Below are 25,578 nucleotides of genomic sequence, written 5' to 3' on the forward strand. Positions count from 1 at the left end.
GATCGGTCCCTGGGGGGCCACCTACGCGGACGTAGGGTGGTCTCTGGGATCGCCGGCTGGCCGGACGGTTCCGAACCGCCGCCCCAAGGGAGGTCCAGTTCAGTGACGAGCCAGGTCAGTAGCGCCGCCGAGAAGGCCGATGAGGCCAACGACGCCGTCCTCGGGGGACAGCGAGCTCCGCAGGCGGGTACGACGGAGATCACGGGTGCCGGCGGGAAGGAGATCCGCCGCCTGGACCGGGTGATCATCCGGTTCGCGGGCGACTCGGGTGACGGTATGCAGCTCACGGGCGACCGTTTCACCTCGGAGACCGCCTCCTTCGGCAACGATCTCTCCACCCTGCCGAACTTCCCGGCCGAGATCCGGGCCCCCGCAGGCACCCTGCCGGGAGTCTCCTCTTTCCAGCTCCACTTTGCCGATCATGACATTCTCACCCCGGGCGACGCCCCCAACGTGCTGGTCGCGATGAACCCCGCCGCACTGCGGGCGAATATCGACGACGTACCGCGCGGCGCGGAAATCATTGTGAACACCGACGAGTTCACCAAGCGGCCGATGGCGAAGGTGGGGTATGCGACCAGTCCGCTGGAGGACGGTTCGCTGGAGGCCTACAACGTCCACCCGGTGCCGCTGACGACGCTGACGCTGGAGGCGCTGAAGGAGTTCGGGCTCCCCCGCAAGGAGGCCGAGCGTTCCAAGAACATGTTCGCCCTCGGGCTGCTGTCCTGGATGTACCACCGGCCGACCGAGGGGACGGAGACGTTCCTGCGGCAGAAGTTCGCGAAGAAGCCGCAGATCGCCGAGGCGAACGTGGCCGCCTTCCGGGCCGGGTGGAATTTCGGCGAGACGACCGAGGACTTCGCGGTCTCCTACGAGGTCGCCCCGGCGTCGCAGGCCTTCCCCACCGGCACCTACCGGAACATCTCGGGGAACCTCGCCCTGTCCTACGGCCTGATTGCCGCCGGCCGGCTGGCGGACCTGCCGCTCTACCTGGGGTCGTATCCGATCACCCCGGCCTCGGACATCCTGCACGAGCTGTCCCGGCACAAGAACTTCGGCGTGCGGACCTTCCAGGCCGAGGACGAGATCGCCGGGATCGGTGCGGCGCTCGGCGCGGCGTTCGGCGGGTCGCTGGGCGTCACGACGACGTCCGGGCCCGGAGTGGCGCTGAAGTCGGAGACGATCGGTCTCGCGGTCTCCCTGGAACTGCCGCTGCTGATCATCGACATCCAGCGCGGCGGACCGTCCACCGGGCTGCCGACCAAGACCGAGCAGGCCGACCTGCTCCAGGCGATGTACGGGCGCAACGGCGAGGCCCCGGTCCCGATCGTGGCCCCGCAGACCCCGGCCGACTGCTTCGACGCCGCGATCGAGGCGGCCCGGATCGCCCTGACGTACCGGACCCCGGTCTTCCTGCTCTCCGACGGCTACCTCGCCAACGGCTCCGAGCCCTGGCGCATCCCGGAGACGGCCGGGCTGCCGGACCTCAAGACCCCCTTCGCCACCGGCCCGAACCACACGCTGGCCGACGGCACCGAGGTCTTCTGGCCCTACAAGCGCGATCCCCAGACCCTGGCCCGCCCCTGGGCCGTCCCCGGGACCGCCGGCCTCGAGCACCGCATCGGCGGGATCGAGAAGCAGGACGGCACCGGCAACATCTCCTACGACCCGGCCAACCACGACCTCATGGTCCGGACCCGCCAGGCGAAGATCGACGGCATCGAGGTCCCCGACCTCCAGGTCGACGACCCGGCCGGGGCCCGCACGCTGGTGCTCGGCTGGGGGTCGACGTACGGGCCGATCACCGCCGCCGTACGCCGGCTGCGCGCCGCCGGAGCGCCCATCGCCCAGGCCCACCTGCGCCACCTCAACCCCTTCCCGAAGAATCTCGGCGAGGTGCTGAAGCGCTACGACAAGGTCGTCGTGCCGGAGATGAATCTCGGCCAGCTCGCGATGCTGCTGAGGGCGAAGTATCTGGTGGACGCCCACAGCTACAACCAGGTCAACGGAATGCCGTTCAAGGCCGAGCAGCTCGCCACGGCCCTCAAGGAGGCCATCGATGCCTGACACCGACGAACTGCGGCACAATGAACTGCTGCAGCTGGTGCCCAAGGCCGAGGCGAAGCAGTCCATGAAGGACTTCAAGTCCGACCAGGAAGTGCGCTGGTGTCCGGGCTGCGGCGACTACGCGGTCCTCGCCGCCGTGCAGGGCTTCATGCCGGAGCTGGGCCTCGCGAAGGAGAACATCACCTTCGTCTCCGGCATCGGCTGCTCCTCCCGCTTCCCGTATTACATGAACACCTACGGGATGCACTCCATCCACGGCCGCGCCCCGTCCATCGCGACCGGGCTCGCCACCTCCCGCCGCGATCTGTCGGTGTGGGTGGTCACCGGTGACGGCGACGCGCTCTCCATCGGCGGCAACCACCTCATCCACGCCCTGCGCCGGAACGTGAACCTCAAGATCCTTCTGTTCAACAACCGGATCTACGGGCTGACGAAGGGCCAGTACAGCCCCACCTCCGAGATCGGCAAGATCACCAAGTCGACGCCGATGGGGTCGCTCGACGCCCCCTTCAACCCGGTGTCCCTCGCCATCGGCGCGGAGGCGACGTTCGTGGCGCGGACGGTCGACTCCGACCGCAAGCACCTCACGAGCGTGCTGCGGGCCGCCGCCGAGCACTCGGGCACGGCGCTGGTGGAGATCTACCAGAACTGCAACATCTTCAACGACGGCGCTTTCGAGGCCCTCAAGGACAAGGAACAGGCCGCCGAGGCCGTCATCCGCCTCGAACACGGGCAGCCGATCCTCTTCGGCTCCCAGCAGCCCAAGGGCGTGGTGCGGAATCCGGCCACCGGTGATCTCGAGGTCGTGGCCGTCACGGAGGAGAACCGCTCGCAGGTCCTCGTCCACGACGCCCATGCCGAGTCGCCCACGACCGCGTTCGCGCTGTCCCGGATCGCCGACGCGGACACCCTGCACCACACCCCGATCGGGGTGCTGCGCAGTGTCGAGCGGCCCGTCTACGACACGCTGATGTCGGACCAGCTGGACGCCGCCCTTGAGCGCGACGGCAAGGGCGACCTCGGCTCGCTCCTCGCGGGCAACGACACCTGGACGGTCATCGGCTGAGGCCGGGCGCGAACGGTACGCGCACCGCCCGGGGCCCGGCCCGGTCCCCCATGGGGATCAGGTCCGGGCCCTGTCGTATGCCTCCCGCGCCGCCTGCACCACGTCCACCTGGCGTTCGGTCCAGCGGGCGAGCCCCCAGACCTGTTCGGCGGCCCCGACGCCGAGCGGGGTGAGCGAGTAGTCCACCCGCGGCGGGATCACCGGCTTCGCGTCCCGGTGGACGAAGCCGTCGCGCTCCAGCGTCTGCAAGGTCTGGGCCAGCATCTTCTCGCTGACCCCGCCGACCGTGCGGCGCAGTTCGCTGAAGCGGTACGAACGCTCCAGCAACGCCGCCAGGACGAGGACGCCCCAGCGGCTCGTCACGTGCTCCAGGATCAGCCGGGACGGACACATGCGCTGCTGGACGTCCGGACGTGAGCTCTCGGTGCTTACTCCCATACCAGTACCTTACTTCAAAGTGGGTACTTTCTTCTGGTTAGCGCTGTGCGTAAGGTCGCGATCGAGCGCAGAAGCTGACTGGACCACCAGAATCGGAGAACCCCCATGAGCATCGTTGTCACCGGAGCCACTGGCGCGCTGGGCCGCCTCGTCGTGGACGCCCTGCTGACCACCGTCCCGGCCGGCGAGGTCGTCGCGGTCGTGCGCGACAAGGAGAAGGCCGCCGAGATCGCCGCCCGGGGCGTGGAGCTGCGCGTCGCGGACTACGACCACCCCGAGGCCCTCGCCGGAGCCTTCCGGCCCGGTGACCGGGTGCTGCTGATCTCCGGCAGCGAGGTGGGCAAGCGGGTGCCGCAGCACACCGCCGTCATCGACGCGGCGAAGGCGGCCGGCGTCGCCCTGCTCGCGTACACCGGCGTGCTCGGCGGCCCGGACGCGGACTTCACGCTGGCCGACGAGCACCGGGCCACCGAGCAGCTGATCCTCGACTCCGGGCTGCCGTACACCTTCCTGCGCAACGGCTGGTACACGGAGAACTACACCGCCAACCTCGCCCCGGTCCTGGCGCACCACGCGGTCGTCGCCAACGCGGGCGAGGGCCGCATCGCCTCCGCCGCGCGGGCCGACTACGCCGCCGCGGCAGCCGCCGTGCTGACCGGCGAGGGCCATCTGAACACCGCCTACGAGCTGAGCGGCGACACCGCCTGGTCGCTCGCCGAGTACGCCGCGCTGCTGTCCGAGCTGACCGGCGAGACGATCGCGTACAACAACGTCCCGGCCGCCGTGCACCGGGAGATCCTGGTCGGCGCGGGACTGCCGGAGGCCTTCGCCGCGATCCTCGCCGACGTGGACGAGGCGATCGCACGGGGCCGGCTCGCGGGGACGAGCGGCGACCTCGCCCGGCTCATCGGCCGCCCGACGACGCCCCTCGCCGAGACCGTACGCGCCGCCCTGCCCGCCGCCTGAGCCCCGACGCGCGCCCGCTCACCCCCGCACACGGGACGGTCATGAGTGTTTCCGTGAGACGGCCATGACATGAAGCCCCTTCCGGCGCTACCGTCGTGCCGTCGGTGGATTCGCCGACGCGGGTGGGCCGGGAGGGCACGTGGAGGGCAGGAACGAACAGCGGGCAGGCCTGCTGTACGGAATCGGCGCGTACGGGATGTGGGGCATCGTGCCCCTCTTCTGGCCGCTGCTGAAGCCGTCCGGGGCCATCGAGATCCTCGCCCACCGGATGGTCTGGTCGCTCGGCGTCGTCGCCATCGCCCTGCTGGCCGTGCGCCGCTGGGCCTGGATCGGCGAGCTGGCCCGCGACCGGCGCAAACTGGGCCTGATATCGGTCGCCGCGACGACCATCACGGTCAACTGGGGCCTCTACATCTGGGCCGTGAACAACGGCCAGGTCGTCGAGGCCTCGCTCGGGTACTTCATCAATCCGCTGGTCACCATCGCCATGGGCGTCCTGCTGCTGGGCGAACGGTTGCGGCCGGTCCAGTGGGCGGCGGTCGCCACGGGCCTGGCCGCCGTCCTGGTCCTGGCGATCGGGTACGGCAGGCCGCCGTGGGTCTCGCTGGTGCTGGCGTTCTCCTTCGCCACGTACGGCCTGGTGAAGAAGAAGGTGAACATGGGCGGCCTGGAGTCCCTGGCGGCGGAGACCGCCGTGCTCTTCGTGCCCGCGCTCGGCTTCCTGCTCTGGCTCGCCGCGACCGGCGGGTCGACCTTCACGGCCGGGGGCGCGGGGCACGGGTTCCTGCTGGCCGCGACGGGCGTCGTCACCGCGATCCCGCTGATCTGCTTCGGCGCGGCGGCGGTCCGGGTGCCGCTGTCCACGCTGGGGCTGCTCCAGTATCTGGCCCCGGTCTTCCAGTTCGGACTGGGCGTCCTCTACTTCCACGAGTCGATGCCGCCCGAGCGGTGGGCCGGGTTCGCCCTGGTCTGGCTGGCCCTGTCGCTGCTGACCTGGGACGCGCTGCGCACGGCTCGGCGCAACCGGGCACTGGCGCTGAAGCTGCTGGCGGCGGCGGCCGGCGCGCCCGCGACCGGGATCGAGCCCGAGACGGATACGAGGGCGGGGGCGGAGACGGGGGTCGAGACGGGGGTCGCGGGCGCGCCACTCCCGCAAGAAAAGGTTACCTAGTTGCTTTTCTTACTTGGTTACGTTTTCCTGGTGGCACCGGACGGTGTCGCCGGACGACGTGACCGAGGGAGCAGACAGGTATGACCGACGTGGACGTACTCATCGTGGGAGCGGGACCCACCGGGCTGGTGCTGGCCTGCGATCTGGCCCGGCGCGGCGTCGCCGTACGGATCGTGGACCGGTCCCCCGCGCCGCCGCGCACCTCGCGCGCCAAGGGCCCCAACCCCCGGTCGCTGGAGATCCTGGACGATCTCGGGGTGGCCGAGGAAGTGCTCGCCGCCGGTTCGGCCCCGCTGCCGATGCTCAAGTACCGCGACCGCCTCCCGGTCGCGGAGGCCGATCCGTGGGCGGACTCCGCGCCGTCCCCGGACGTCCCCTACGCCCGGGGACGGCTGATCGCCCAGTGGCGGCTGGAGGGCATCCTCCGTGACCGGCTGGCCGCGCACGGCGTCCGCGTCGAGCTGGGCCGCGAGGTCGTGGGGCTGTCGCAGGAGCGGGGCAAGGGCGAGGGCAAGGGCGAGGGCGAGGCCGACGGGGGTCCTGTCGAGGTCGCGTTCGCCGAGGGGCCGGCGTTGCGGGCCCGGTACGCCGTCGGATGCGACGGCGCCCACAGCTCCGTACGAAAGCTGCTCGGGATCGGGTTCCAGGGGAGCACCGACGAGGACCAGGTGATGGTCTGCGGCGATGTCCACCTGACCGAGAGCGCCCTGGACCGGACCCGCTGGCACCAGTGGTTCGACGAGGACGGCGCGGTCATGCTCTGCCCGATCCCCGGTACGCGGACGGGCTGGTGGTTCCAGGCCGGGCCGGAGCGGGACGGGCGGGGCCGGCCGCTCCCGCCCACCGCCGACGGGTTCCGGCGGCTGCTCGCCCACCACACCGCACTGCGGGGCCAGGACCTGACGCGGGCCGAGCTGCTGTCGACGTACCGGGTCAACGAGCGGATGGCGGACCGATTCCGCGCGGGGCGGGTCTTCCTCGCGGGCGACGCCGCGCATGTGCACGCCATCGCGGGCGGCCTCGGCATGAACACCGGCATCCAGGACGCGTTCAACCTGGGCTGGAAGCTGGGCCAGGTGCTCGCCGGTCACGCGGACGCGGAGCTGCTGGACACCTACGAGGAGGAGCGGCTTCCGGTGGCCGCCCGGACCCTGGACCTCGCATCGGAGCGGCTGCGGGCCACGCTGGAGGCGATCCGCCGGCCCGGCGGGGGCCTGGACGCGGCGATCACCTCGGACACCACCGGTCTGGGCGTCGGCTACCGCTGGAGCTCCCTGGCCGACGCCCACAGCGGTGCTCCGGCCGACGCCCCGCAGGGCGACGACGTCTCGTCCGACGCACCCGCCGCCGGGGACCGTGCCCCGGATGCCGAATCCCCCACCCCGCACGCCGGGGACCGCGCCCCGGACGCCCCCTGCGTCGACGCGGCGACCGGAGCCCGTACCCGACTGCACCGCGTCTTCGCCGGGCCCCACACCACCGTCCTCGGCTTCGGCCCCGGCAGTGCGGCGGTCCTGCGCGAGGCGGCGGCCACCCACGGCGACGCCGGGGTGCGGATCTGCCGGGTGTACGCGGCAGGCGAGGACCGGGCCGGAGCGGAGCCCGGAGCGGTGGTCGACGACGCGGGCCGTGCGGCGGCCGCGTACGGAACGGAGGCCTCCGGCGGTACGGGCACGGGCACCGTCGTGGTCGTACGCCCCGACCACCACGTGGGCGTTCTCGCCCCGGCGGACGACGCCCGCGCCGTACGGGAGTATCTGCGCCGGCTCCACGGAGTGGGCCGGCCCACGGACCGGTCCCCCGGCATGGTGGACGCCGTGCGGTAAAGGCTGATTGAGTGCCCGGATGGGGACTGTGCTGGGGGCCATGAGGAACGTGCGGTGGCATGAGCTGCAGCACGCGTACGGCTCCGCGTCCCAGGTTCCCGGCGTGCTGTCGCGGATCGCCTGGGGGGACGCGCCGACCTCGGGCGAGGCCCTGAGCGATCTGGAGCGGTGGATCGGCACCCCGCCCGTCTTCGACTCGACGGCGGCGACGGTGCCGTTCCTCTGGGAGCTGGCGGCGACGGACATGGTCAGGGACCGGGCGGGCGTCCTGGACCTGCTCGCCACGATTCTGGCCGCCGGAAACGCCGAGCACCCGGCGTGGACCCGGGCCGCTCACGATGCGGTGGTGGCGGACCGTGCCACGGCCGTGCGCCTGGCCGCCACCCCGGACATGCCCGACACACCCGAGGTCGGGGGCCCTTCCCCGGCGGGGGCCGTACAGGCGGCGGCCACGCGCCTGCTGGCCGCGATCGACCGGCACGCCTGCCCCGCGTGCCCCCCGCGCGAGGCGTAGGGGGCGTCACTCGTCGGTGGCGGTCAGCCGGGCGCGGTGGGCCCGGACCTTGTGACGGTTGCCGCAGCGCTCCATCGAGCACCAACGACGCTTGCCTGGGCGGGAGGTGTCGACGAACAGCAGGCGACAGCCGTCCGCGCCGCAGGAGCGGATCCGGTGGGCGTACGCCCCGCTGAACAGGTCGACCGCATCGCGGGCGACGGTGGACAGCAGCCCGGTCCCGGTGCCCCCCGGAGCCCACTCCCGGCCGCCGGCCGCGGTCAGCCGGGCCGTCAGGGGCGGGTGCGCCGCCGCGGCGTTGAGGGTGGCGAGGTCGTCGGGGCCGGGCGACGCCCCGCCCACCCGCCCCTCCGCCAGCCGCCAGAGCGCATCGCGCAGAGCACGCGCGTTCGCCACCTCGTCCCCGCTCACCGCGAGCCCGTCCCGGGATCCGGCGGAGAGCCCGCCGGGCAGCCGGCTCTCCGCCGCCCAGCGCACCAGGTCGGCCGGCTCGTGCAGCACCTCGAAGTACGACAGCGGGCCGGGGCCCCCGGTCGGCAGCAGCTCCAGACACAGAGCGCCCGGATCGAACCGGAACGCACTGCCGTCCGGATGCCGCAGCAACAATCCGGAGGGCTCCTGCCGCCCCGGCCGCTCGGACCGTTCCGGCGTGTCCGTTGCCTTCTCGCTCATGTAACCACTATAAACGGTGTCCATGACGCAGACACCGACACCGACGCAGGAACAGCCGAAGCCGCAGGCGCAGCCCCTGTCCTGGAAGCTCGTGATCGACAGTGCCGACCCGCACGCGCAGGCCGGATTCTGGGCGGCGGCCCTGGGCTATCTCGTCGAGGACAACAGCCCCCTGGTCGAGCAGCTCCTCGCGGCCGGAGCCGTTCCCGAGGCCATCACGACCCACGCCCACGGCCGCCGCGCCTGGCGCGACCTCGCGGCGGCCCGGCATCCGGACGACCCGTACGACGAGGTCAGCGGTACGGGGCAGGGGCGGCGACTGCTGTTCCAGCGGGTGCCGGAGCCGAAGACGGTGAAGAACCGCCTCCACATCGATGTGCACTCGGCCCCGGGGCAGCGCGACGCGGAGGCGGAGCGGCTGGCGGCGCTGGGCGCACGGGCGCTGCGCACGGTGGACGAGCAGGGCGGGAGCTGGATCGTCATGGCGGATCCGGAGGACAACGAGTTCTGCCTGAACTGAGCACCCGGCCCGAGCCGACCACGAGGACAACGAGTTCCGCCTGAACCGAGCATCCGGCCCAAGTCGGCCACAGGGACAACCAGTTCCGCCTGGACCGAGCACCCGGCCCGAGCCGGCCACTCGGGAGCGACGGCCCGCCGCATCCGCGCCGCACGACCTCGGCCCGTACCTGCGGCCGGCACGCCCAGCCTCCTCGGACACCTCGGCCCGGTCGGCGTGAACACCCCAGGAGGCCCTACGCGACCCGCAGCCCGCGCAGCAGCAACTCCACCAAGCGGCGCGGGTCGTAACGCGGATCGTCGTCCCGCCCCACGCAGAGGTTCCCGACCCCCCGCATCAGCTCGTAGGGCTCGATGCCCGGCCGGGACTCCTCCGCCGCGACCGCCGCGTCGAGCAACTGCCCGCAGACGGGCACCAGGCGTTCGAGGAAGTAGGCGTGCAGCGCCTCGAAGCCGCCGCTGTCCGAGCGCAACGCGTCGGCGAGCCCGTGCTTCGTGACCAGGAAGTCGACGAAGAGGTCCACCCACTTCTCCAGCGCGGCGAACGGGGACTCCTCCTCGGCCAGCAACGCCGGACCCGCCTCGGCGCAGGCCTCGACCTGGTGGCGGTAGACGGCCACCACCAGGTCCGCCCGGGTCGGGAAGTGCCGGTAGATCGTGCCCATCCCGACGCCGGCCTTCTTGGCGATCTCACGGATCGGCGCGTCGACCCCCGAGGCCACGAAGACCTCGGCGGCGGCGGCGAGCAGCGTCTGCTGGTTGCGTACCGCGTCGGCCCTCCTGGGTCGGGCCGACACCCCTGCGACTTCATCGGCGGCAGCCACCGCGCACCCCTCTCACTCCTCGCCCATTCCGCCGTTGACAAAGCGGAACAGTGCTCCGTATTGTAAATGGAACAACGTTCCGCTTCACTTTAGCCGAAGCCGGACGCTTCCACTCCCCTGCCCGCCGGCCCCTCGGACCCGGGCGGGGATCTTCCGGAAGGGACCCCTCCCATGAGCACGCATCCCCTGCGCACGAACACCGCCACGCTCGGCCCGTCCGAAGTCTTCGGGCCGCCGTCCCCCGTCCTCTCCGTCAGCCCGGTGACGCTGCCCGCCCCCGACCGGGCCGTGGACCTCGAAGTCCGCGTCTCCGTACCGCTGACCGGGGCCGGGACACCCGGACACGGGACATCCGGGCAGGGGACACCTGGACACGGATCACCCGGGCAGGGAACACCCGGGGCCGGGAGCCGCCTGCCGGTCATCCTGCTCTCGCACGGCCAGGGCTACTCGAACAACCTCTCCTCGCTCAACGGCTACGCGCCGCTCGTCACCTTCTGGGCGGCGCACGGGTTCGCCGTGCTCCAGCCGACCCACCTCAGCTCGACGACGCTGGACCTGCCGCCCGAGACCCCCGGCGCACCCCTGCACTGGCGCTCCCGCGCCGAGGACCTGTCGCGCGTCCTCGACCGGCTCGACGAGATCGAGGCGGCGGTGCCCGGACTCACCGGCCGCCTGGACCGGGACCGGATCGCCGTCGCCGGGCACTCCATGGGCGGCCACACCGCGGGCCTCCTGCTGGGCGCGCGCCTCACCGATCCGGACGACGGTACGGAGGTGGACCTGGCCGATTCCCGGATCGGCGCGGGCGTCCTGCTGGCCGCGCCGGGCCGGGGCGGCGACGCCATCGTGCCGGCCGTGGCCGAGAGCCTGCCCTTCCTCACCACCACGGACTTCTCCCGGATGGAGACGCCCGCACTCGTGGTCGCCGGTGACAAGGACGAGTCCGGCCATCTGACGGTCCGGGGCCCGGACTGGCACGCCGACCCCTACACCCTCGCGCCCGGTCCCAAGGCGCTGCTCACCCTCTTCGGCGCGGAGCACGGACTCGGCGGGGTCTCCGGATACGACGTCGCCGAGACGACCGACGAGAACCCCGCGCGCGTGGCCGCGGTCGCCCGGCTCACCTGGGCCTACCTGCGCAGCAGGCTGTACGCCGACGAGACCGCCTGGCGGACGGCCCGCGAGGCGCTGGCGTCGGGCCCCGACGCGTTCGGACGGGTCGAGTCGAAGTAGCCCGGCGGAACGGGAAGCCGAATCGGCGGACCGGCGGGCAGACAGCGCCTCGTACCGGGGCCGGGGTCACCCCTGCCCACAACCGCGGCAGACGCCACGGCGGCGCAGGTGGTACAGGTAGGTGGCGGCGCCCAGAGCGGCGCCCCACACCATCCAGAGGATCGCGGGCCCCGTGATTCCCCACGAGTCGGACTCGAAGCCGCGCACCGCCATCAGGCCGGCCGGAATGAGCACCACGGCGACGAACCCGGCCGGGACGACGGCCGTCGCCGGGTGGATCGGCCGGCCCTTCTTCCACCACACCCAGCGCGGCCACACCTCGCCCCACCTGGCGATCAGCCCGTGCATCAGCAGGCTGCCCAGGGTCGACACCACTCCCAGCGCGAGCCCGATCTCCAGCATGTCGGGCGTGTCCTGCATCTCCTTCAGGAACGCGTCGGTGATGCCGAGCGGCTGACCGAAGTACCAGGCGATGCGGGTGATGTCGTACGGGAGGGTCGAGAGCACGGCCAGCCACACCGCCCGGCGCCCCCAGATACGCAGCCTGACGGGGTCGGTCCAGGAGCCGGGACCGTGCGGGGCCCGGCCGCAGTACACGCACTGCCCGTTGGTGCGCCGCTGGTACGCGAGTGTCGCGGCGACCCACAGCAGCCCGCCGATGAAGACGATCATCAGGTTCCCGCGGTGCCAGTACAGGATGTCGCCCATGTCCTGCGGGCCCGGCACCCCGGTGAAGACGAACACGAGCAGAGCCGGGGAGAACGCCAGCAGACCGAGCAGCGAGTAGTCGGGGATCAGGAGGGTCAGGGCGCTGCCGGCCACCCACCCGTAGGCGAGGAGGGCCTTGCGGACCCGGCCGGTCCCGAGGTTCTTCAGCATCAGCAGACCCGCGACCACGCCGAGGGCGCAGAACACGGCCACCACCGGGGCGACCACCTCGGCCCGGCTCGGCTCCAGGATCGATCCCGACGAGCGGTCCTCGTCGACCTTCTGGAAGGGGAAGCCGTCCCCGCCCAGGGCCCAGTACAGCGCCGCCGCGCCGTAGAGCGCCGACCACACGACCGCCAGCTGTCCGGCCCGGTCGGGCCACCGGGACCACCCGGACCACCAGCGCCGAGGTCGGGGGCCGCCCTCCGGATCCCCCCTCCCGGCGGGCGTATCGGCGGCCTTCCCGGCGGGCGTATCGGCAGGCGTATCGGTGACGGTGTTCGGCATGACGGCTCCCCCTGATCTCCGCGAAATCCCCGGTCCCCGCGATCTCCGCGATCTCCCCGGTCTCCCCGGTCTCCGCTCGAAGCGGCGTGTGTCGTCGGGGAATCAAGGCTGCCGCGCGGAGGCACTCCGCACATCTGCCGATCGGCAGATATCTGCGGCCGAGGGCGAGAACGAGGTTCGTGACCCTGGTGGTGGGGACACCAGGGTCAGCGCACTCCCCTGTGTTTCGTTGAGGTGCTGCCAGGCTGGATGCCATGAACCAAGGCACGACATTGATCACCGGAGCCACGCAGGGCCTGGGCCGCGGCATCGCACTGGACCTGGCCACCCGCGGCCGGACCGTCCTGTTGCACGGCCGGGACCGGACCCGTCTGGACGCCGTCGCGGCCGAGGTGCGGACTGCCGCGCCGGATGCGACCGTCCGCACCTATCTCGCCGATCTTGCCGACCTCGACCAGGTACACGCGCTCGTGGCGCGGATCAGCGATGCCGAGCCGCGGCTCGATGGCTTGGTGAACAACGCCGTCGTCGGCGGCGGCCCCGACCCGCACGTGCGGCAGTTCAGTCGGCAGGGGCACGAACTGCGCTTCGCGGTCAACCACCTGGCCCCCTACGCACTCGCCCGCGGCCTGCTGCCGCTGCTGACCGACTCGGCGCCGGCCCGCGTGGTCAACGTCGCTTCGATCGGGCAGGAGGCCATCGACTTCGACGACGTCATGCTGGAGCAGGACTACGAAGGGCTGCGCGCCTACTGCAAGAGCAAGCTCGCCCTGATCATGGCCACCTTCGAGCTGGCCGCGGAGCTGGACGGCACCGGCGTCACGGTCAACGCGCTTCACCCCGCCCATCTGATGGACACCAGCGGGGTCCGCGCCTACGGCCTGACCCCTGCGACCACGGTCGACGAGGGCGTACGTCCGACGGTGCGGCTGCTCCTCGATCCCGATCTGGAGACGACCACCGGCCGCTACTTCAACCAGTTCACCGATGCCCGAGCCCATGAGCAGGCGTATGACACCGAGGCCAGGAAGCGGCTGATGGCGCTGACCCGGACCCTCTGCGGTGGATCATGATGTGAGCCATCGATGGAACGTGCGGGTCGGCGGCCGGCTCCGGGAGCGTCCGAGTCCCCCGCCGGGGCCGAACAGGCGCTAGGCGGACCCTCGGCCGTCCCGCTCGCGCCGTACGTCCTCCCGGATCCGCTCCGCCATCAGATCGGCGAGCGGATCCCTCACGTCCCAGGAGTGGGCGGCCGGGTGCCGGTCGTACAGCACGCAGGCGTCCCCGTCCTTGACGGACAGCCGGTGGATGACGGCCGGGCACGGCAGCAGTTCCTTGAAGCGGAACTTCCGGCGTCCGTCGGCCTCGGCCCAGAACATCCACAGGTCCCGCCCCGCAGAGGCCGAAGCCGACCAGAGCTGGGCCGCGTGCTCGGTCCCCTCGTCGTGCTCGCCGAGTTCGCAGAGCAGGAATTCGTCCAGTTCAGGCGCTTCCGACGCCTGGCCGGGCCCGTCCTCCAGTCCCATGAGCGCGACGCGGGCGCCCATTTCGGGGAGTTCGGTGAAGGCGGTGCACTGCAACATGGCGCTCATCCTTGCCGGTGAGAAGGGGAAGGGGTACGGGCGGCGACCAGCGGGCGCATGACGAGCCCATACCAGGACGCGGCGTCCCGGGCGACGAACTCGTACGGCAGCCCGTTGGCGAGCCGCCCCAGCGCGTAGTCGTGTTCACGGAAACTGGTTACCCAGAAACGGAGTTCGGCCGGTGCGTCGCGTCGGCCGACCGCGCCGGCCGGGTACAGCGCACGGGCCGGAACCCAGGGGGTGTACGGGTCCGGGTCGAGCGCGTCCGCAATGCGCCGGGCCTGCCGCCGCAGCCAGCGGAGGGCCAGCCGCCGCGTCGGGGCGAGAATCCCGCCGAGCCGGACGGACCGGGCCGCGTCACCGCCGTGGCTCTCGGCGACGTACCAAGTGGGGTGCGGATGCCGGACGTTCACAGCACCTCACCCCGACTGCGGGCATTGAGCCGTGCGGCCCTTGCCCGGAGCTGCTCCATGAGGATCGCGGGCCGGACCCGATGCGGCTCGGCCTCCCACTCGGCCCCGCCGCCCACGGGCCGCAGCGACCAGTAGGGGCCGGCGACCCCACGGAATTCGCCCACGCGGTCACCGTGACCGGTGTCCACCATGAGCGCTCCGAGGTCCGGGAGGCCGGGAGGCTGCTGCACGTTCGGGCAGACGTTCTCGCCGTACACCTATCGCTCCTCTCTGTAGCCGTATGACTACCGGGGCGATTCAGCGTGACCTACCGTGAGGAGCCATTCAACTTGCCTATTCGGCACGGAAGATCGGGGCGGGGTCCGTGAACATCAAGGAGTTGAACCCGGAAAGCTCCGCGCAGGCGGCCTACGGTGCACGTCTGCGCGGCTTACGGGAGCAGCGCGGCTGGACGCAGGAGGAGCTGGGGAACCACAACGGCTACTCCAGCACGCACATCTCGTCGGTGGAAACTGGTCGCAAACTCGCGACCTTGCGCTTTTCTCGTAGTACGGACCGGGTGCTGGGGCTCACCGGGACCGAGGCGTCGTTCGAGCGCGAACTGGGCCAGATCAAGCACGGCAGCCTGCTGGAGGGCTTCCCGGAGTTCCTCGGTTACGAGCGCCGGGCGGCGGAGATCCGGCTGTATGAGGTCGGCGTCATGCCGGGCCTGCTCCAGACCCCGGAGTACGCAACGGTCCTGGCGGACAGCGCGGTCAGGCGAGGAGCGATCACCGCGGACCAGGCACAGGAGCGCGTAGCGCTGGTAGCGGAGCGCCAGGCAGCCCTGGTCCGGGAGAAGCCGCCGTTGGTCTTCGCGATGCTGGACGAGAGCTGCATCCGCAGGCCGGTCGGCGGACCGGAGGTCATGAAGGCACAGATGGACCGCCTGATCGAGTTCGCCGAGCTGCCCAACACCGTGATCCAGGTGGCGACGTTCGACATGGGCGAGCACCGCCCGTTCGATCTGCCGCTCTACATCCTGACCCTGCCCGACCGCTCGCTCATGTCGTACGCGGAGTCCGCGCAGCAGGGCTATCTGGAACGTGAAAGTGGCTCGGTGGTGCCGCATCTGACGGCCTACCATCAGATGCAGGCAGTAGCGCCCTCCCAGGCGGCGTCCGTAGACATGTTCAGGCAGTTGCGAAAGGGCACCCCGTGACAACCGAGACCCCCCGTTGGTTCACGTCCTCGTACAGCAACAATGGCGGCGCTTGCGTCGAGGTCGCCACCAACCTCGCCACCCCCCACGGCATCGTCCCCGTCCGCGACTCCAAGAACACGACCGGCCCGGCCCTCACCGTCCCCGCCGCCGCATTCACCGCCTTCGTCACGGGTATCAAGTCCGGAGAGTTGCATCATCCGTAACTATGGAAGGGCACCCGTGACAACCGAGACCCCTCGTTGGTTCACGTCCTCGTACAGCGCCAACGGCGGCCAGTGCGTCGAGGTCGCCACCAACCTCGCCACCCCCCACGGCATCGTCCCCGTCCGCGACTCCAAGAACACGACCGGCCCGGCCCTCACCATCCCCGCCGCCGCATTCACCGCCTTCGTCGCGGGCGTCCGGGCCGGAGACTTCGGCACCGCCTGAGCCCGAGCCAACAGCGCAACAGCCCCGCCGTGCAGGCACGGTGGGGCTGTTGCTGCAACCAGGTGGAGCGGCCACGCCGACGCCCCGGGTGTCGATCCGCCGGTCGAACCTGGCGTAGACGATCGTCGCGTCCCCGGTTCGCCGCTACAGATTCACGTAGTCCCCGGCACCGGATTGGCGGGCCGGGGGACTACGCTCTCCGCTTCGCTAAGCGAATCCGGCCGTTCCTGTCGTTGTGGCGATTACCAACGCTGCAACGGTGACCGCAATACTCCACACGATCACGCCCAGGCGCACCGGGAGCCGATTGTTCTGCAGCTTGGTGAACACCAGGATCACAGCGAGAGGGACGGCGGCCAAGATCACCTGCGCCAGTAGGACCAGTAGCACCCAGCCTGCCACTGCGGCCGGAGAAGCCGCAGAGGAATTCCTGGGTGCCCCCCAGTAGGCCGCCTGGACAGTGGCGTTCGGCATACCGTCTCCCGTTCCGATGTCAGAGCTGAGCCCAAAGGGCCATACCCACGACGCCTATCACCAGCAGCGCGGCCAAAGCTACGCCGACGAACAACCAGACCCGTCGAGCAGTGGATGCCATGGGCACTCCTTAGACGTTCTTGAGATAGTGATACCTGAGCCCAGTCTCGTCGCACCGCAGATGGTGGCGCTTGTCCAGGCTCACACCGAACCCCTTGTAGATGATGTTCCCGTGCCAGGTCACGTAGGCCAGGGCGTTGCCGGCACCGGAGATCCACTGCTCCTCCGGTTCGTGGCTGATCGAGACACCCACGTTGTAGTTCGTGTGCGAGGCCGACGCGTTGTAGACCTTGTCCACCTTGGTTCCGGTGGAGTGGTACCACTGCTTGAAGTTCAGGCTCGTGATGGTGACCCCGAGCACTTTCTGCTTCGCGTTGTACCAGCAGGACCAGTCCTGAGCCGCGGCGAAGGTGGAAGCCTGCCCGTTGGGGGACTCCGGCTTCACCCCCTGCTCCGAGGTGACCTCGATGTCGCCGTCGGCGAGCACGGCACGCTTATGTTGCACCGGGCCGCCGGTTTCGTCGGCGGGATCACCGTCGAGGTCCCCGGTAGCGGCCTGGGCGAGAGCGGCCATTGCCTCCTTGTCCACCAAGTAGGCGAGAAACTTCTTCTGGTCGGCCTCGGACAAGGCCTTGAACTCTGTGGCCGTCCGGGCCGCCCCGGGATCGCCCTGCGCAGCAAGCCAGGACAGATATTCCTGAGCCGACGGCGGAGACGGCTGCTCGGCAGCCGTGGCAGGTGCCAGGGTGGCGAGCATTCCGGCGACGAGCGCGGACGCGGTAACCAGAGCCTGGCCTATCGTTCTGCGACGCATGGAAAACATGCGTATCCCCCATGATCTGTTTTCTGTACTCCCTTTAGCCCTCTGGTCAGAAGGGCTTCATGTGACCCACTGGTCACGCGGGCTGCGCCAAATACAACGTTGTCATCGGTCTTTGCGTCAACCAGCAGGAACTAACGAATCCGAGCCACCGAACAAGCTGGGAGGTTTCTCCAACGAGGAGGTCGTTTCCTCCGAAAGCCGATGTTCACGAGGGCTGGTGTGGTCGTCAGTGAGGGGGATCGGCCGCCACGGGGAGACTTCGGCGCGGGCGAGAACAGGCAGGGCCCTCGTCGGCAGCATGGTGGCGTGAAAGCCGTCAGTATTCAGCTTCGTGAGCACGCGTCAGTTCTGAATTCCGGCGAACTCGTCTTCTTTCGCGGCGTGTTCGCGGGCGGCGACCTTGTCCGTCTCCCCTGCGCGGCGGTCAGGCATCGGTCACAGGCACCCGAACTGCCATGACCGCACCGCGCACGACGACGCACGCACCGCCCTTGACAGCCCACCCCCGTACGGCATGCAATATATTGCATGCCAGTTCCGCAGAACCGAGGTCTCGTCTCCCGGTCGCTCCTCCGTGAGAGCGCCTACCGGGCCATCCGTGACGCCATCGTCGACGGCACGCTCGCGCCCGGCGAGCGTCTCAACGACGGTGACCTGGCCGAGTGGCTCGGGGTCAGCCGCACGCCGGTGCGTGAGGCGCTGGCGCGGCTGGAGCAGGCGGGGCTCGTGCAGACGAAGCCCGGTCGCCACACCCTCGTGAGCCCGCTCGACGTCCGCGCCGTCCGGGCCGCTCAGTCCGTCACCTCCGCCATGCACGAACTCGCCGTGCGCGAAGCGGTCCCACAGCTGGGCGCGGTGGAGCTCGACGCGATGCGCGAGGCGAACGCGCGCTTCGCCGACGCCCTGCGGCGCAACGACGCGGACGGGGCGCTGGAGGCCGACGACGCGTTCCACGGCGTCGCCGTGACCGCCTGCGCCAACGCGGCCGTCGCCACCGTTCTCGACCAGTTCACGCCCGTACTGCGACGCCTGGAGCGGCTGCGCTTCTCCTCGCTGAGCGGGCGCGGGTCGGTCGCCCAGCACGACCGGATCATCGCGCTGTGCGCGGCCGGGGACGTCGAGGGCGCGGTGGCCGCGACCCGGGCGAACTGGCAGACGCTGCTGCCGCTGCTCGACGCCTGGCCGGAGGCCGGAACGGGGGCCGCCACCGGGGAACCCGGCGGATCGGGGACCGGCGGCAGATCGTCGAGCAACGCGCCCGAAGTTTCCTGAACGCCCGTGCGACGCGGCTCGTCACCGGGCCGCGCCGGACCATCCACGCCCACGAGGAGCCCGCGATGTCCCTGGACGACTTCGAGCGTTACCCCCTGCTGTTCGGCCCCAGCCCGGTGCATCCGCTGGACCGGCTCAGCGAGCATCTCGGCGGTGCACGCATCTGGGCCAAGCGGGAGGACTGCAACGCCGGTCTCGCCTACGGCGGCAACAAGACCCGCAAGCTGGAGTACCTGCTTCCCGACGCCCTCCGGCAGGGCGCGGACACGCTCGTCAGCATCGGCGGCGTGCAGTCCAACCACACACGGCAGGTGGCGGCCGTGGCCGCCCGCGCCGGCCTGAAGGCGGTCCTGATCCAGGAGAGCTGGGTGGACTGGCCCGACGCGGTCAACGACAAGGTCGGCAACATCCTGCTGTCCCGCATCATGGGCGCGGACGTGCGCCTGGTGCAGGCGGGCTTCGGCATCGGCGTCAAGGACAGCTGGCGTCAGGCCCTGGACGATGTACGGGCTGCGGGCGGCACCCCGTACGCCATTCCGGCCGGCGGATCCGACCATCCCCTCGGCGGCCTCGGCTTCGCGAACTGGGCGCGCGAAGTGCAGCGGCAGGAGGAGGAGTTGGGCGTGTTCTTCGACACCGTCGTGGTGTGCAGCGTCACCGGCAGCACCCAGGCAGGCATGATCGCCGGGTTCGCGGGCCAGGACCGGCCGCGGCGGGTCCTGGGCATCGACGCGTCGGCGAAGCTCGCCGAGACCCGTGACCAGGTGGCGAGAATCGCCCGTGCCACCGCCGGACTCATCGGACTCGGCAGGGATCTGAAGGACGACGAGATCACCGTCCTGGAGGGCTGGGCCGGCGAGCTCTACGGCATACCGGTGCCGTCCACGGTGGACGCCATCAAGCTCACCGGCCGGCTCGAAGGGATGATCATCGACCCGGTCTACGAGGGCAAATCCATGGCCGGACTCATCGACCTGGTGCGCGGCGGCGAGATCCCCAAGGACTCCAACGTCCTGTACGCCCACCTCGGCGGCCAGCCGGCCCTGAACGCCTACAGCGGGATCTTCGCCTGACGCGACAGCGGTCCCCGCGCCCGCCCGGCCGATCCGCATAGCCGATCCACCCCTGGCGGGCAAGCGGCCGTTCGGGTCCTTCTAGGCTGGGGCCCATGCCCACGCCCCCCGCCTATGACCTCGTCGCCACCGACCTGGACGGCACCCTGCTCCGCCCGGACGACACCGTGAGCGCCCGGTCCCGCGCGGCGCTCGCCCGCGCCGCCGGCTCGGGCGCCCGCCATCTGATCGTCACCGGGCGGCCCGTCCCGGGGATACGGGCCCTGCTCGCGGACCTGGCGTACACCGGGCTCGTCGTCTGTGGGCAGGGGACGCAGCTGTACGACGCCGACGCAGGGCGGCTGTTGCGGTCCGTCGTCCTGGATCGGGAGGCCGCCGACACCGCGCTCGGGAAGATCGAGGCGGAGGTCGGGGCCGTGTTCGCCGCTGTGGACCAGGACGGCGTGGACGGGGCGACCCTGATCGAGGCCGGGTACCGGATGCCGAACCCGACGCTTCCCGCCCAACGCGTCTCATCCCGGGCCGCGTTGTGGGAGCGGCCTGTGATCAAGGTGCTGGTGCGCCACCCGGAGCTGGGCGACGACGCGCTGGCGGCCGCCGCGCGGGGGGCCGTGGGTGATCTGGCGACGGTGACCATGGCGGGGCCCGGCACGGTGGAGCTCGCGCCGCGCGGGGTGGACAAGGGGACGGGGCTGGCGGTGGCCGCCGAGCTGTTCGGCACCGGGGCCGAGCGGACGATCGCGTTCGGGGACATGCCCAACGACCTGCCGATGTTCGCCGGTTCGGGGCACCGGGTGGCCATGGGCAACGCCCACCTGGAGCTGCGCGCGGCGGCCGACGAGGTGACGCTGTCGAACGCGGAGGACGGGGTCGCGGTGGTCCTGGAGCGGCTGTTCGGCTGAGCCGCCGCCTCAACGTCGCCCGCGCCCGCACCCTAGCTTGGTCTAGACCAAGTGGGGTACGCTTCCATCGCCACCCGTGACAGCCCCCACCGTCATGGCGTTGCTGCTTGTCATGTGCATGCTTGCCCCTCGTGCGGGCAAGCGCCAACCCCCACAGAGGAGTTGTCATGAAGAGCAAGAAGATGCTGGCCGTCGCCATCGGCGCGGGAATCGCCCCACTGCTGGCCGTGAGCCTGCCCGCCGGCAGCGCGAGCGCGCACGGCTACATATCCTCACCCCCCAGCCGACAGGCCCAGTGCGCCTCCGGCGTGGTCTCCTGCGGCGAGATCAAGTACGAGCCGCAGAGCGTCGAGGGCCCCAAGGGTCTGACGAGTTGCAGCGGAGGGAACGCCCGCTTCGCCGAGCTCAACGACGACGGCAAGGGTTGGAACGTCACCCCGGTCGGCCGGACAACCAGCTTCAACTGGCGGCTGACCGTGAGTCACGCCACCAGCACCTGGCAGTACTACGCCGGTGGCCAGAGGCTCGCGGAGTTCAACGACGGTGGCGCCCGGCCCGGCGAGACCGTCACGCACCAGGTGAACTTCGGCGGCCTGTCCGGCAAGCAGAAGGTTCTGGCCGTGTGGAACATCGCCGACACCACCAACGCCTTCTACGCCTGCATCGACGTGAACGTGAGCTGACGCGCCACCGCACTCCCGCACTCCCGGCTCTGCCGGTACGAAGCCGAATGAAGCTGAACGAACCTGAATGAACCGGACCGGCTGATGTCCGGCCGGCGTCCGGAGCGGGCGGTGCACCGTTCGCTCCGGGCGACGGGCGGCTCCTCGCCTGTGCGCGGGCGAGGACACCGGCCACCCATCGAGATGAGGTCCCATGAACCGCCACCACGTCACCGCCCACGCAGCCGCCGTGGCCCTGCTCGCCACCGGCCTCGCCGTGTCCCCGGCAGTCGCGGCCACCGCCGCCACCGGGGCGAAGGCCCGCGTCGGCGCCGACTGGGCGACGCAGTCGATCACCTTCACCGCCGCCCCCGGCCAGGTCAACGACCTCCACGTGGTGCCGATGGACCAGGGCGACGGGGTCCGGCGCATCGGCTTCCGTGACGCGGTGCCGATGGAGCCCGGCGACCACTGCACGTATCTCACCCCCGGGGACGAGACGTACGTCGTCTGCGAACTGCCCACCGACAGCGCCCGGCCGGACCGGATCGACGTCTTCCTCGGCGACGGCGACGACGAGATCGCCACCAGCGACCCCGGCGTCGCCACCGTCAGCGGCGGCCCCGGCGACGACATGCTGCACGCCCACACCGCGCACACGGTGCGGGGTGACGCGGGCGACGACATGGTCATGGGGCGCGTCGTCCTCGACGGCGGCGACGGCATGGACCACCTGATGGCCGTCGACGGCGACCAGCTGCTGTGGGGTGGCCGGGGCGACGACATGATCGAGGCGTACGACGGTGATGACATCGTGTACGCGGGTCCGGGCGACGACCACGTCATGGGCGGGGACGGCGACGACATCCTGCTCGGCGGCACCGGCGACGACATGCTGCACGGCGAGGGCGGCGACGACCTGATCGTCGGCGGCCCGGGGAAGGACACCGTCGAAGGCGGTCCGGGCCGCGACATCGCGCTCCCGTAGACGGATCCGGTCGCCGGGGCCTACCCCTGGGGCGGGTTGAGCCTGCGGAAGTAGGTCCAGCTGGTCTCGTTCGGCTCGCTCCACCGCTCCGGGGCGTGGGCGAACTCCGGGTGGTGGGCGGCGATATAGGCGCGCGTCCGCTCGGGGACCTCGGCGTACGCACCGAGCTTGCGGCCCCGGCAGTGGAAGGTGAGGCCGCCGGGCCGCTGCCCCCGGGCCATCCACGGGAGCCACGGGGACATCCGGCTCCACGACATGGTGGCCGGGACACTGGGCGCCGGGCCCGCCAGGTCGGCGCGGTCGGCGAAGAACTGGAAGAGCTCCAGGGCCTTGTACGTGTCCCCCGCCGAGTGGACCGGATACTGCGCGACCGGCAGCGGCGACGGGTAGGCGAGCGGGATCTCCAGGCTGAAGCAGACCTGATCCCCGAGGTCGGTCGTCGGGATCGGGAAGGGACGCCACTTCTGGTTCGCCGGGTCGTTCCAGACGTGCACCACCGGCAGGTCCTGCCAGGTCTCCAGGATCTCGCGGCTGACGGGATCCAGATAGAACGCCGCCTCGCGGGTGAGCAGTTGGTACGCGTCAGGACCGGCATCGGCGTCCTGGACCAGGCGGGAGACATTGAGGCCCTCGAAGCCGAAGACCCGCTGGTAGGGCTCGTCGGGGGCCCAGGAGTAGACGTCTCCCGACCACCAGTACGTGACCTCCTCGCCGTCGAGGGAGGCGCGGGTGCGGGCGAAGGAACGGAGCAGCTCCGCGGGTGTCGTCATGGGGACCACTCTGCTCGATCGGCGCGACCGACGTGCCGTTCGGGCGGAATCAGTCCGGCGGGAGCGGAGAGGGGGACGGAGGCGGGGGCGGGGGCTCAGGTGGGCCGGAATCGGCGCCCGGCAGGTCCTGTTCGGTCCACAGCACCTTGCCGTCCGGCCCGTGGCGGGCTCCCCAGTGGGAGGCCAGGCGGGACACGATGAACAGGCCCCGGCCACCCTCGTCGACGGTCCGGGCGTGCCGCAGGTGCGGGGCGGCCGTGGAGCCGTCGTGGACCTCGCAGGTGAGCGTGGAGTCCAGCAGGAGGCGCAGCCGCAGCGGCGGGGCCCCGTAACGGACGGCGTTGGTGACCAGTTCGCTGACGATCAGCTCCGTCGCCTCGACGGTGTCCTCGTCCAGGTCCCAGCCCTGGAGCCGGTCGCGTACGAGCACCCGGGCGGTGGCGGGCGCCGTGGGGTCCTGGGGCAGGTCCCAGGTGGCGACGAGGTGGTCGGAGACCGTACCCGTACGGGCCAGGAGCAGGGCCGCACCGGCGGAACGGGTGTCGTCGGGGAGCGCGTAGACGATGTCGTCGCCCCGCTGCTGGAGACTGCGGCCCGACCGGGCGAGGGCCCGCGTGATGCGTTCCTCGGCGTGGTCGCCGGAGAGCAGTTCGGCGGTGCAGAACGCGAGGAGGCTGCCCTCCTCGAGGGTGACGGCGGCGGGGGCGAAGAGGGCGCTGTCGGCGGAGAAGAGTCCGGGACCCTCCGGTACGTCGAGGGCGATCGCCCGCCCGTCGGGTCCGACGATCAGCGGCGCGGGGTGCCCGGCCCGCGCGACGGTGCAGGTGCGGGTGAACGGGTCGTAGACCCCGTACACACAGCCCGCGCTCAGGGGTTCGCCGTGGAGGGAGTCGCTCGGGGGCAGCGCGGCCCGTTCGTGGGCGAGGCGGTCGGCCGTGTCCTTGAGCCGGGCCAGGACCTCCTCCGGCTCCAGGTCGAGGCCCGCCAGCGCCTGGATGACCGTACGCAGCTGGCCCATCGCGATGGCCGACTGGAGGCCCTCGCCCCCGACACCGCCCACCACCAGGGCCGTTCGGGCGCCGGACAGGGGGATCGTGTCGAACCAGCAGCCGCTGTCCCGGCCCGGCAGCAGGACATGGGCGGTCTCGACGGCGGTCTGCTGCCGCTCGACCTGCGGGAGCAGCCGCCGCTGGACGGTCGAGGCGATGACGTGCTCGCGCTCGTAGCGGCGGGCGTTGTCGATGCCGAGGGCCGCGCGGGTGGCCGCCGTCCCGGCCACGGAGAGGTCGTCCTCGTCGAAGGGCTCGGCGGCCCCGCACCGGTAGAGGCTGACCAGCCCGAGGACCGCGCCCCGCAGGGTGAGGGGGACGACGATCAGGGAGTGGGCGCCGGCCTGCGCCACGGCCTGCGCGCCGTCCGGGTCGGCGTCGAGCCACGGGGTGTCGCCGGTCAGCGGGACGAGCCGGGGCCTCAGATCGGCGACGGCGAGCGCGTACGGCGTACGGGGAGGAAGGCGGCGGGTCGCGCCGTCCGGGCGGCCCCGGTCCCCGGCCGCGGCCTCCGCCGTGTCCCGGACGCTCTCGCACCGGCCGCGGGCCGCGCGGCGCAGCGGGGCCTCCGGCGGCAGCGGACCGACCGGCGGGTCGGCGCCGCGCAGGACCTCGTCCACCACCTCGATGACGGCGAGGTCGGCGAATCCGGGCACCAGGGCGTCGATGAAGGACCGGCAGGTGGCGGCGACGTCGAGAGAGCCGCCGACCGCGTCCCGCACGGCGGCGAGCGCGGCCCCCCGGGCGCGCGCCCGCGCCCGCTCGGTGACGTCGACGACCGCGGTCAACAGGCCGAGCGCGGGCGCCGCGGGGCCCTCGGGGCCGTTCAGGCGGTAGGAGGAGACCAGGAACTCCCGGTCGCCGGGGATCCGGCGCAGCCGGCCCCGGACGGGGTGGTCGCGCACCGGACCCTCACCGGCCAGCACCCGCTTCAGGAGCAGCTCGGAGCCGTCCGGGTCGTCGAGCCGGAAGGCCTCGGTGAACCGGCGGCCGATGTACTCCTCGGTCTCCACGCCCTCGACCAGTGAGTTGGCGTGGACCAGCCGGAGCTGCGGGTCGAGCACGATCAGGCCCACGGCGGACTGGTCGAACACCGCCGCCAGCACGGCCTCGTCCAGCTGCTCGGGGCTGCTCCCGAGCCGACCGGCCGTCCCGCTTCCGGCCGTCGCACTTTCGGCCTTCCCGCTTCCGGCCGTCCCGCCTCCGGCCTTCGCACTTTTGGCCGTCCCGCTTCCGGCCGTCCCGCTTCCGGCCGTCACACTTCCGGCCTTTCCCGGCTCGGCTGCCTTTCCCGGCTCAGCTGCCCCTCCCGCCTCGGCTGCCTTCCCCACCTCAGCGGCCCTACCCACCTCCGCTGCCCCT

Annotated in this window: 28 protein-coding genes; 17 read left to right on the forward strand and 11 right to left on the reverse strand. The window is 71.5% G+C overall.

What is annotated here, in order from left to right:
• Positions 1-102: 102 nt before the first annotated feature.
• Together ACH4UK_RS12520 and ACH4UK_RS12525 are read left to right on the forward strand one after the other, a co-directional pair.
• On the forward strand, positions 103-2,067 hold the full coding sequence (locus tag ACH4UK_RS12520) for a 2-oxoacid:acceptor oxidoreductase subunit alpha (RefSeq protein WP_398355993.1): 1,965 nt from the start codon (positions 103-105) through the stop codon (positions 2,065-2,067).
• On the forward strand, positions 2,060-3,133 hold the full coding sequence (locus tag ACH4UK_RS12525) for a 2-oxoacid:ferredoxin oxidoreductase subunit beta (RefSeq protein WP_398355994.1): 1,074 nt from the start codon (positions 2,060-2,062) through the stop codon (positions 3,131-3,133). The genes ACH4UK_RS12520 and ACH4UK_RS12525 overlap by 8 nt, the downstream gene beginning before the upstream one ends.
• 57 nt (positions 3,134-3,190) lie before the next feature.
• Here ACH4UK_RS12525 and ACH4UK_RS12530 read toward each other — a convergent pair whose 3' ends face one another.
• Positions 3,191-3,571, reverse strand: a complete 381-nt coding sequence (locus ACH4UK_RS12530) for a winged helix-turn-helix transcriptional regulator (protein ID WP_398355995.1) — start codon at positions 3,569-3,571, stop codon at positions 3,191-3,193.
• 105 nt (positions 3,572-3,676) lie between these two features.
• On the opposite strand from ACH4UK_RS12530, the gene ACH4UK_RS12535 reads away from it, so the two are divergent.
• From ACH4UK_RS12535 to ACH4UK_RS12550, 4 genes are all read left to right on the forward strand, one after another.
• On the forward strand, positions 3,677-4,537 hold the full coding sequence (locus ACH4UK_RS12535; protein WP_398355996.1) for an SDR family oxidoreductase: 861 nt from the start codon (positions 3,677-3,679) through the stop codon (positions 4,535-4,537).
• 139 nt (positions 4,538-4,676) lie between these two features.
• Positions 4,677-5,708 carry an EamA family transporter RarD gene (gene rarD / locus ACH4UK_RS12540; RefSeq protein ID WP_398355997.1) on the forward strand — a complete coding sequence of 344 codons (1,032 nt, stop codon included), beginning with the start codon at positions 4,677-4,679 and terminating at the stop codon, positions 5,706-5,708.
• 80 nt (positions 5,709-5,788) lie between these two features.
• A complete protein-coding gene (locus ACH4UK_RS12545) occupies positions 5,789-7,534 on the forward strand; it encodes an FAD-dependent monooxygenase (RefSeq protein WP_398355998.1) in 1,746 nt (581 codons plus the stop codon).
• Positions 7,535-7,553: 19 nt separating this feature from the next.
• Positions 7,554-8,048, forward strand: a complete 495-nt coding sequence (locus tag ACH4UK_RS12550) for a hypothetical protein (RefSeq protein WP_398355999.1) — start codon at positions 7,554-7,556, stop codon at positions 8,046-8,048.
• Between the two features lie 6 nt (positions 8,049-8,054).
• Here the strand turns inward: ACH4UK_RS12550 and ACH4UK_RS12555 are convergent, their stop codons facing one another.
• Positions 8,055-8,720: a CGNR zinc finger domain-containing protein gene (locus ACH4UK_RS12555; protein ID WP_398356000.1), complete on the reverse strand. Its 666-nt coding sequence runs from the start codon at positions 8,718-8,720 to the stop codon at positions 8,055-8,057.
• A 22-nt stretch (positions 8,721-8,742) separates the two neighbouring features.
• Between ACH4UK_RS12555 and ACH4UK_RS12560 the strand changes: the two genes are divergently transcribed.
• Entirely contained in the window at positions 8,743-9,240 is a 498-nt protein-coding gene (locus ACH4UK_RS12560) for a VOC family protein (RefSeq protein ID WP_398356001.1), read from the forward strand.
• A 235-nt stretch (positions 9,241-9,475) separates the two neighbouring features.
• On the opposite strand, the gene ACH4UK_RS12565 is transcribed toward ACH4UK_RS12560, so the two are convergent.
• Positions 9,476-10,036: a TetR/AcrR family transcriptional regulator gene (locus ACH4UK_RS12565; RefSeq protein WP_398356002.1), complete on the reverse strand. Its 561-nt coding sequence runs from the start codon at positions 10,034-10,036 to the stop codon at positions 9,476-9,478.
• 198 nt (positions 10,037-10,234) lie between these two features.
• Here ACH4UK_RS12565 and ACH4UK_RS12570 point away from each other — a divergent pair, with 198 nt between their 5' ends.
• Positions 10,235-11,299, forward strand: coding sequence for an alpha/beta hydrolase family protein (locus tag ACH4UK_RS12570; RefSeq protein ID WP_398356003.1), 1,065 nt, complete (start codon positions 10,235-10,237; stop codon positions 11,297-11,299).
• A gap of 66 nt (positions 11,300-11,365) precedes the next feature.
• Here the strand turns inward: ACH4UK_RS12570 and ACH4UK_RS12575 are convergent, their stop codons facing one another.
• Positions 11,366-12,514, reverse strand: a complete 1,149-nt coding sequence (locus ACH4UK_RS12575; RefSeq protein WP_398356004.1) for an NYN domain-containing protein — start codon at positions 12,512-12,514, stop codon at positions 11,366-11,368.
• A 254-nt stretch (positions 12,515-12,768) separates the two neighbouring features.
• Here ACH4UK_RS12575 and ACH4UK_RS12580 point away from each other — a divergent pair, with 254 nt between their 5' ends.
• On the forward strand, positions 12,769-13,587 hold the full coding sequence (locus tag ACH4UK_RS12580; RefSeq protein ID WP_398356005.1) for an SDR family NAD(P)-dependent oxidoreductase: 819 nt from the start codon (positions 12,769-12,771) through the stop codon (positions 13,585-13,587).
• Between the two features lie 78 nt (positions 13,588-13,665).
• Here ACH4UK_RS12580 and ACH4UK_RS12585 read toward each other — a convergent pair whose 3' ends face one another.
• Genes ACH4UK_RS12585 through ACH4UK_RS12595 form a run of 3 tightly spaced genes read right to left on the reverse strand, consistent with a single transcriptional unit; the run spans position 13,666 to position 14,767 of the window.
• Positions 13,666-14,097, reverse strand: coding sequence for a hypothetical protein (locus ACH4UK_RS12585; RefSeq protein WP_398356006.1), 432 nt, complete (start codon positions 14,095-14,097; stop codon positions 13,666-13,668).
• 5 nt (positions 14,098-14,102) lie between these two features.
• Positions 14,103-14,510: a hypothetical protein gene (locus ACH4UK_RS12590; protein WP_398356007.1), complete on the reverse strand. Its 408-nt coding sequence runs from the start codon at positions 14,508-14,510 to the stop codon at positions 14,103-14,105.
• Positions 14,507-14,767 (reverse strand): hypothetical protein, encoded by a 261-nt coding sequence (locus tag ACH4UK_RS12595; protein ID WP_398356008.1) that lies wholly within the window; start codon positions 14,765-14,767, stop codon positions 14,507-14,509. The genes ACH4UK_RS12590 and ACH4UK_RS12595 overlap by 4 nt, the downstream gene beginning before the upstream one ends.
• Before the next feature lie 107 nt (positions 14,768-14,874).
• On the opposite strand from ACH4UK_RS12595, the gene ACH4UK_RS12600 reads away from it, so the two are divergent.
• Genes ACH4UK_RS12600 through ACH4UK_RS12610 form a run of 3 tightly spaced genes read left to right on the forward strand, consistent with a single transcriptional unit; the run spans position 14,875 to position 16,143 of the window.
• The gene (locus ACH4UK_RS12600; RefSeq protein WP_398356009.1) at positions 14,875-15,711 is read left to right on the forward strand and encodes a Scr1 family TA system antitoxin-like transcriptional regulator; all 837 of its coding nucleotides are present in this window, start codon (positions 14,875-14,877) and stop codon (positions 15,709-15,711) included.
• A complete protein-coding gene (locus ACH4UK_RS12605) occupies positions 15,708-15,917 on the forward strand; it encodes a DUF397 domain-containing protein (protein WP_398356010.1) in 210 nt (69 codons plus the stop codon). Before ACH4UK_RS12600 ends, ACH4UK_RS12605 begins: the two co-directional genes overlap by 4 nt.
• 16 nt (positions 15,918-15,933) lie before the next feature.
• Positions 15,934-16,143: a DUF397 domain-containing protein gene (locus ACH4UK_RS12610; protein ID WP_398356011.1), complete on the forward strand. Its 210-nt coding sequence runs from the start codon at positions 15,934-15,936 to the stop codon at positions 16,141-16,143.
• A 207-nt stretch (positions 16,144-16,350) separates the two neighbouring features.
• Here ACH4UK_RS12610 and ACH4UK_RS12615 read toward each other — a convergent pair whose 3' ends face one another.
• Positions 16,351-16,617: a hypothetical protein gene (locus ACH4UK_RS12615; RefSeq protein ID WP_398356012.1), complete on the reverse strand. Its 267-nt coding sequence runs from the start codon at positions 16,615-16,617 to the stop codon at positions 16,351-16,353.
• Positions 16,618-16,747: 130 nt separating this feature from the next.
• On the reverse strand, positions 16,748-17,500 hold the full coding sequence (locus ACH4UK_RS12620; RefSeq protein WP_398356013.1) for a hypothetical protein: 753 nt from the start codon (positions 17,498-17,500) through the stop codon (positions 16,748-16,750).
• A 528-nt stretch (positions 17,501-18,028) separates the two neighbouring features.
• On the opposite strand from ACH4UK_RS12620, the gene ACH4UK_RS12625 reads away from it, so the two are divergent.
• From ACH4UK_RS12625 to ACH4UK_RS12645, 5 genes are all read left to right on the forward strand, one after another.
• A complete protein-coding gene (locus ACH4UK_RS12625) occupies positions 18,029-18,772 on the forward strand; it encodes a GntR family transcriptional regulator (protein WP_398356014.1) in 744 nt (247 codons plus the stop codon).
• A gap of 65 nt (positions 18,773-18,837) precedes the next feature.
• Entirely contained in the window at positions 18,838-19,845 is a 1,008-nt protein-coding gene (locus ACH4UK_RS12630) for a 1-aminocyclopropane-1-carboxylate deaminase (protein ID WP_398356015.1), read from the forward strand.
• A gap of 95 nt (positions 19,846-19,940) precedes the next feature.
• Complete coding sequence (locus ACH4UK_RS12635; RefSeq protein WP_398356016.1) at positions 19,941-20,747, forward strand: HAD family hydrolase; 807 nt, start codon at positions 19,941-19,943, stop codon at positions 20,745-20,747.
• Positions 20,748-20,914: 167 nt separating this feature from the next.
• Positions 20,915-21,430, forward strand: a complete 516-nt coding sequence (locus ACH4UK_RS12640; protein ID WP_398356017.1) for a lytic polysaccharide monooxygenase auxiliary activity family 9 protein — start codon at positions 20,915-20,917, stop codon at positions 21,428-21,430.
• A gap of 193 nt (positions 21,431-21,623) precedes the next feature.
• Positions 21,624-22,397 carry a calcium-binding protein gene (locus ACH4UK_RS12645; protein WP_398356018.1) on the forward strand — a complete coding sequence of 258 codons (774 nt, stop codon included), beginning with the start codon at positions 21,624-21,626 and terminating at the stop codon, positions 22,395-22,397.
• A 20-nt stretch (positions 22,398-22,417) separates the two neighbouring features.
• Here ACH4UK_RS12645 and ACH4UK_RS12650 read toward each other — a convergent pair whose 3' ends face one another.
• Complete coding sequence (locus tag ACH4UK_RS12650; RefSeq protein ID WP_398356019.1) at positions 22,418-23,167, reverse strand: DUF1838 family protein; 750 nt, start codon at positions 23,165-23,167, stop codon at positions 22,418-22,420.
• A gap of 49 nt (positions 23,168-23,216) precedes the next feature.
• Positions 23,217-25,334 (reverse strand): SpoIIE family protein phosphatase, encoded by a 2,118-nt coding sequence (locus tag ACH4UK_RS12655; protein WP_398356325.1) that lies wholly within the window; start codon positions 25,332-25,334, stop codon positions 23,217-23,219.
• Positions 25,335-25,578 lie beyond the last annotated feature (244 nt).

It is taken from the genome of Streptomyces sp. NPDC020884 (assembly GCF_044333935.1).
Classification (GTDB): Bacteria; Actinomycetota; Actinomycetes; order Streptomycetales; family Streptomycetaceae; genus Streptomyces.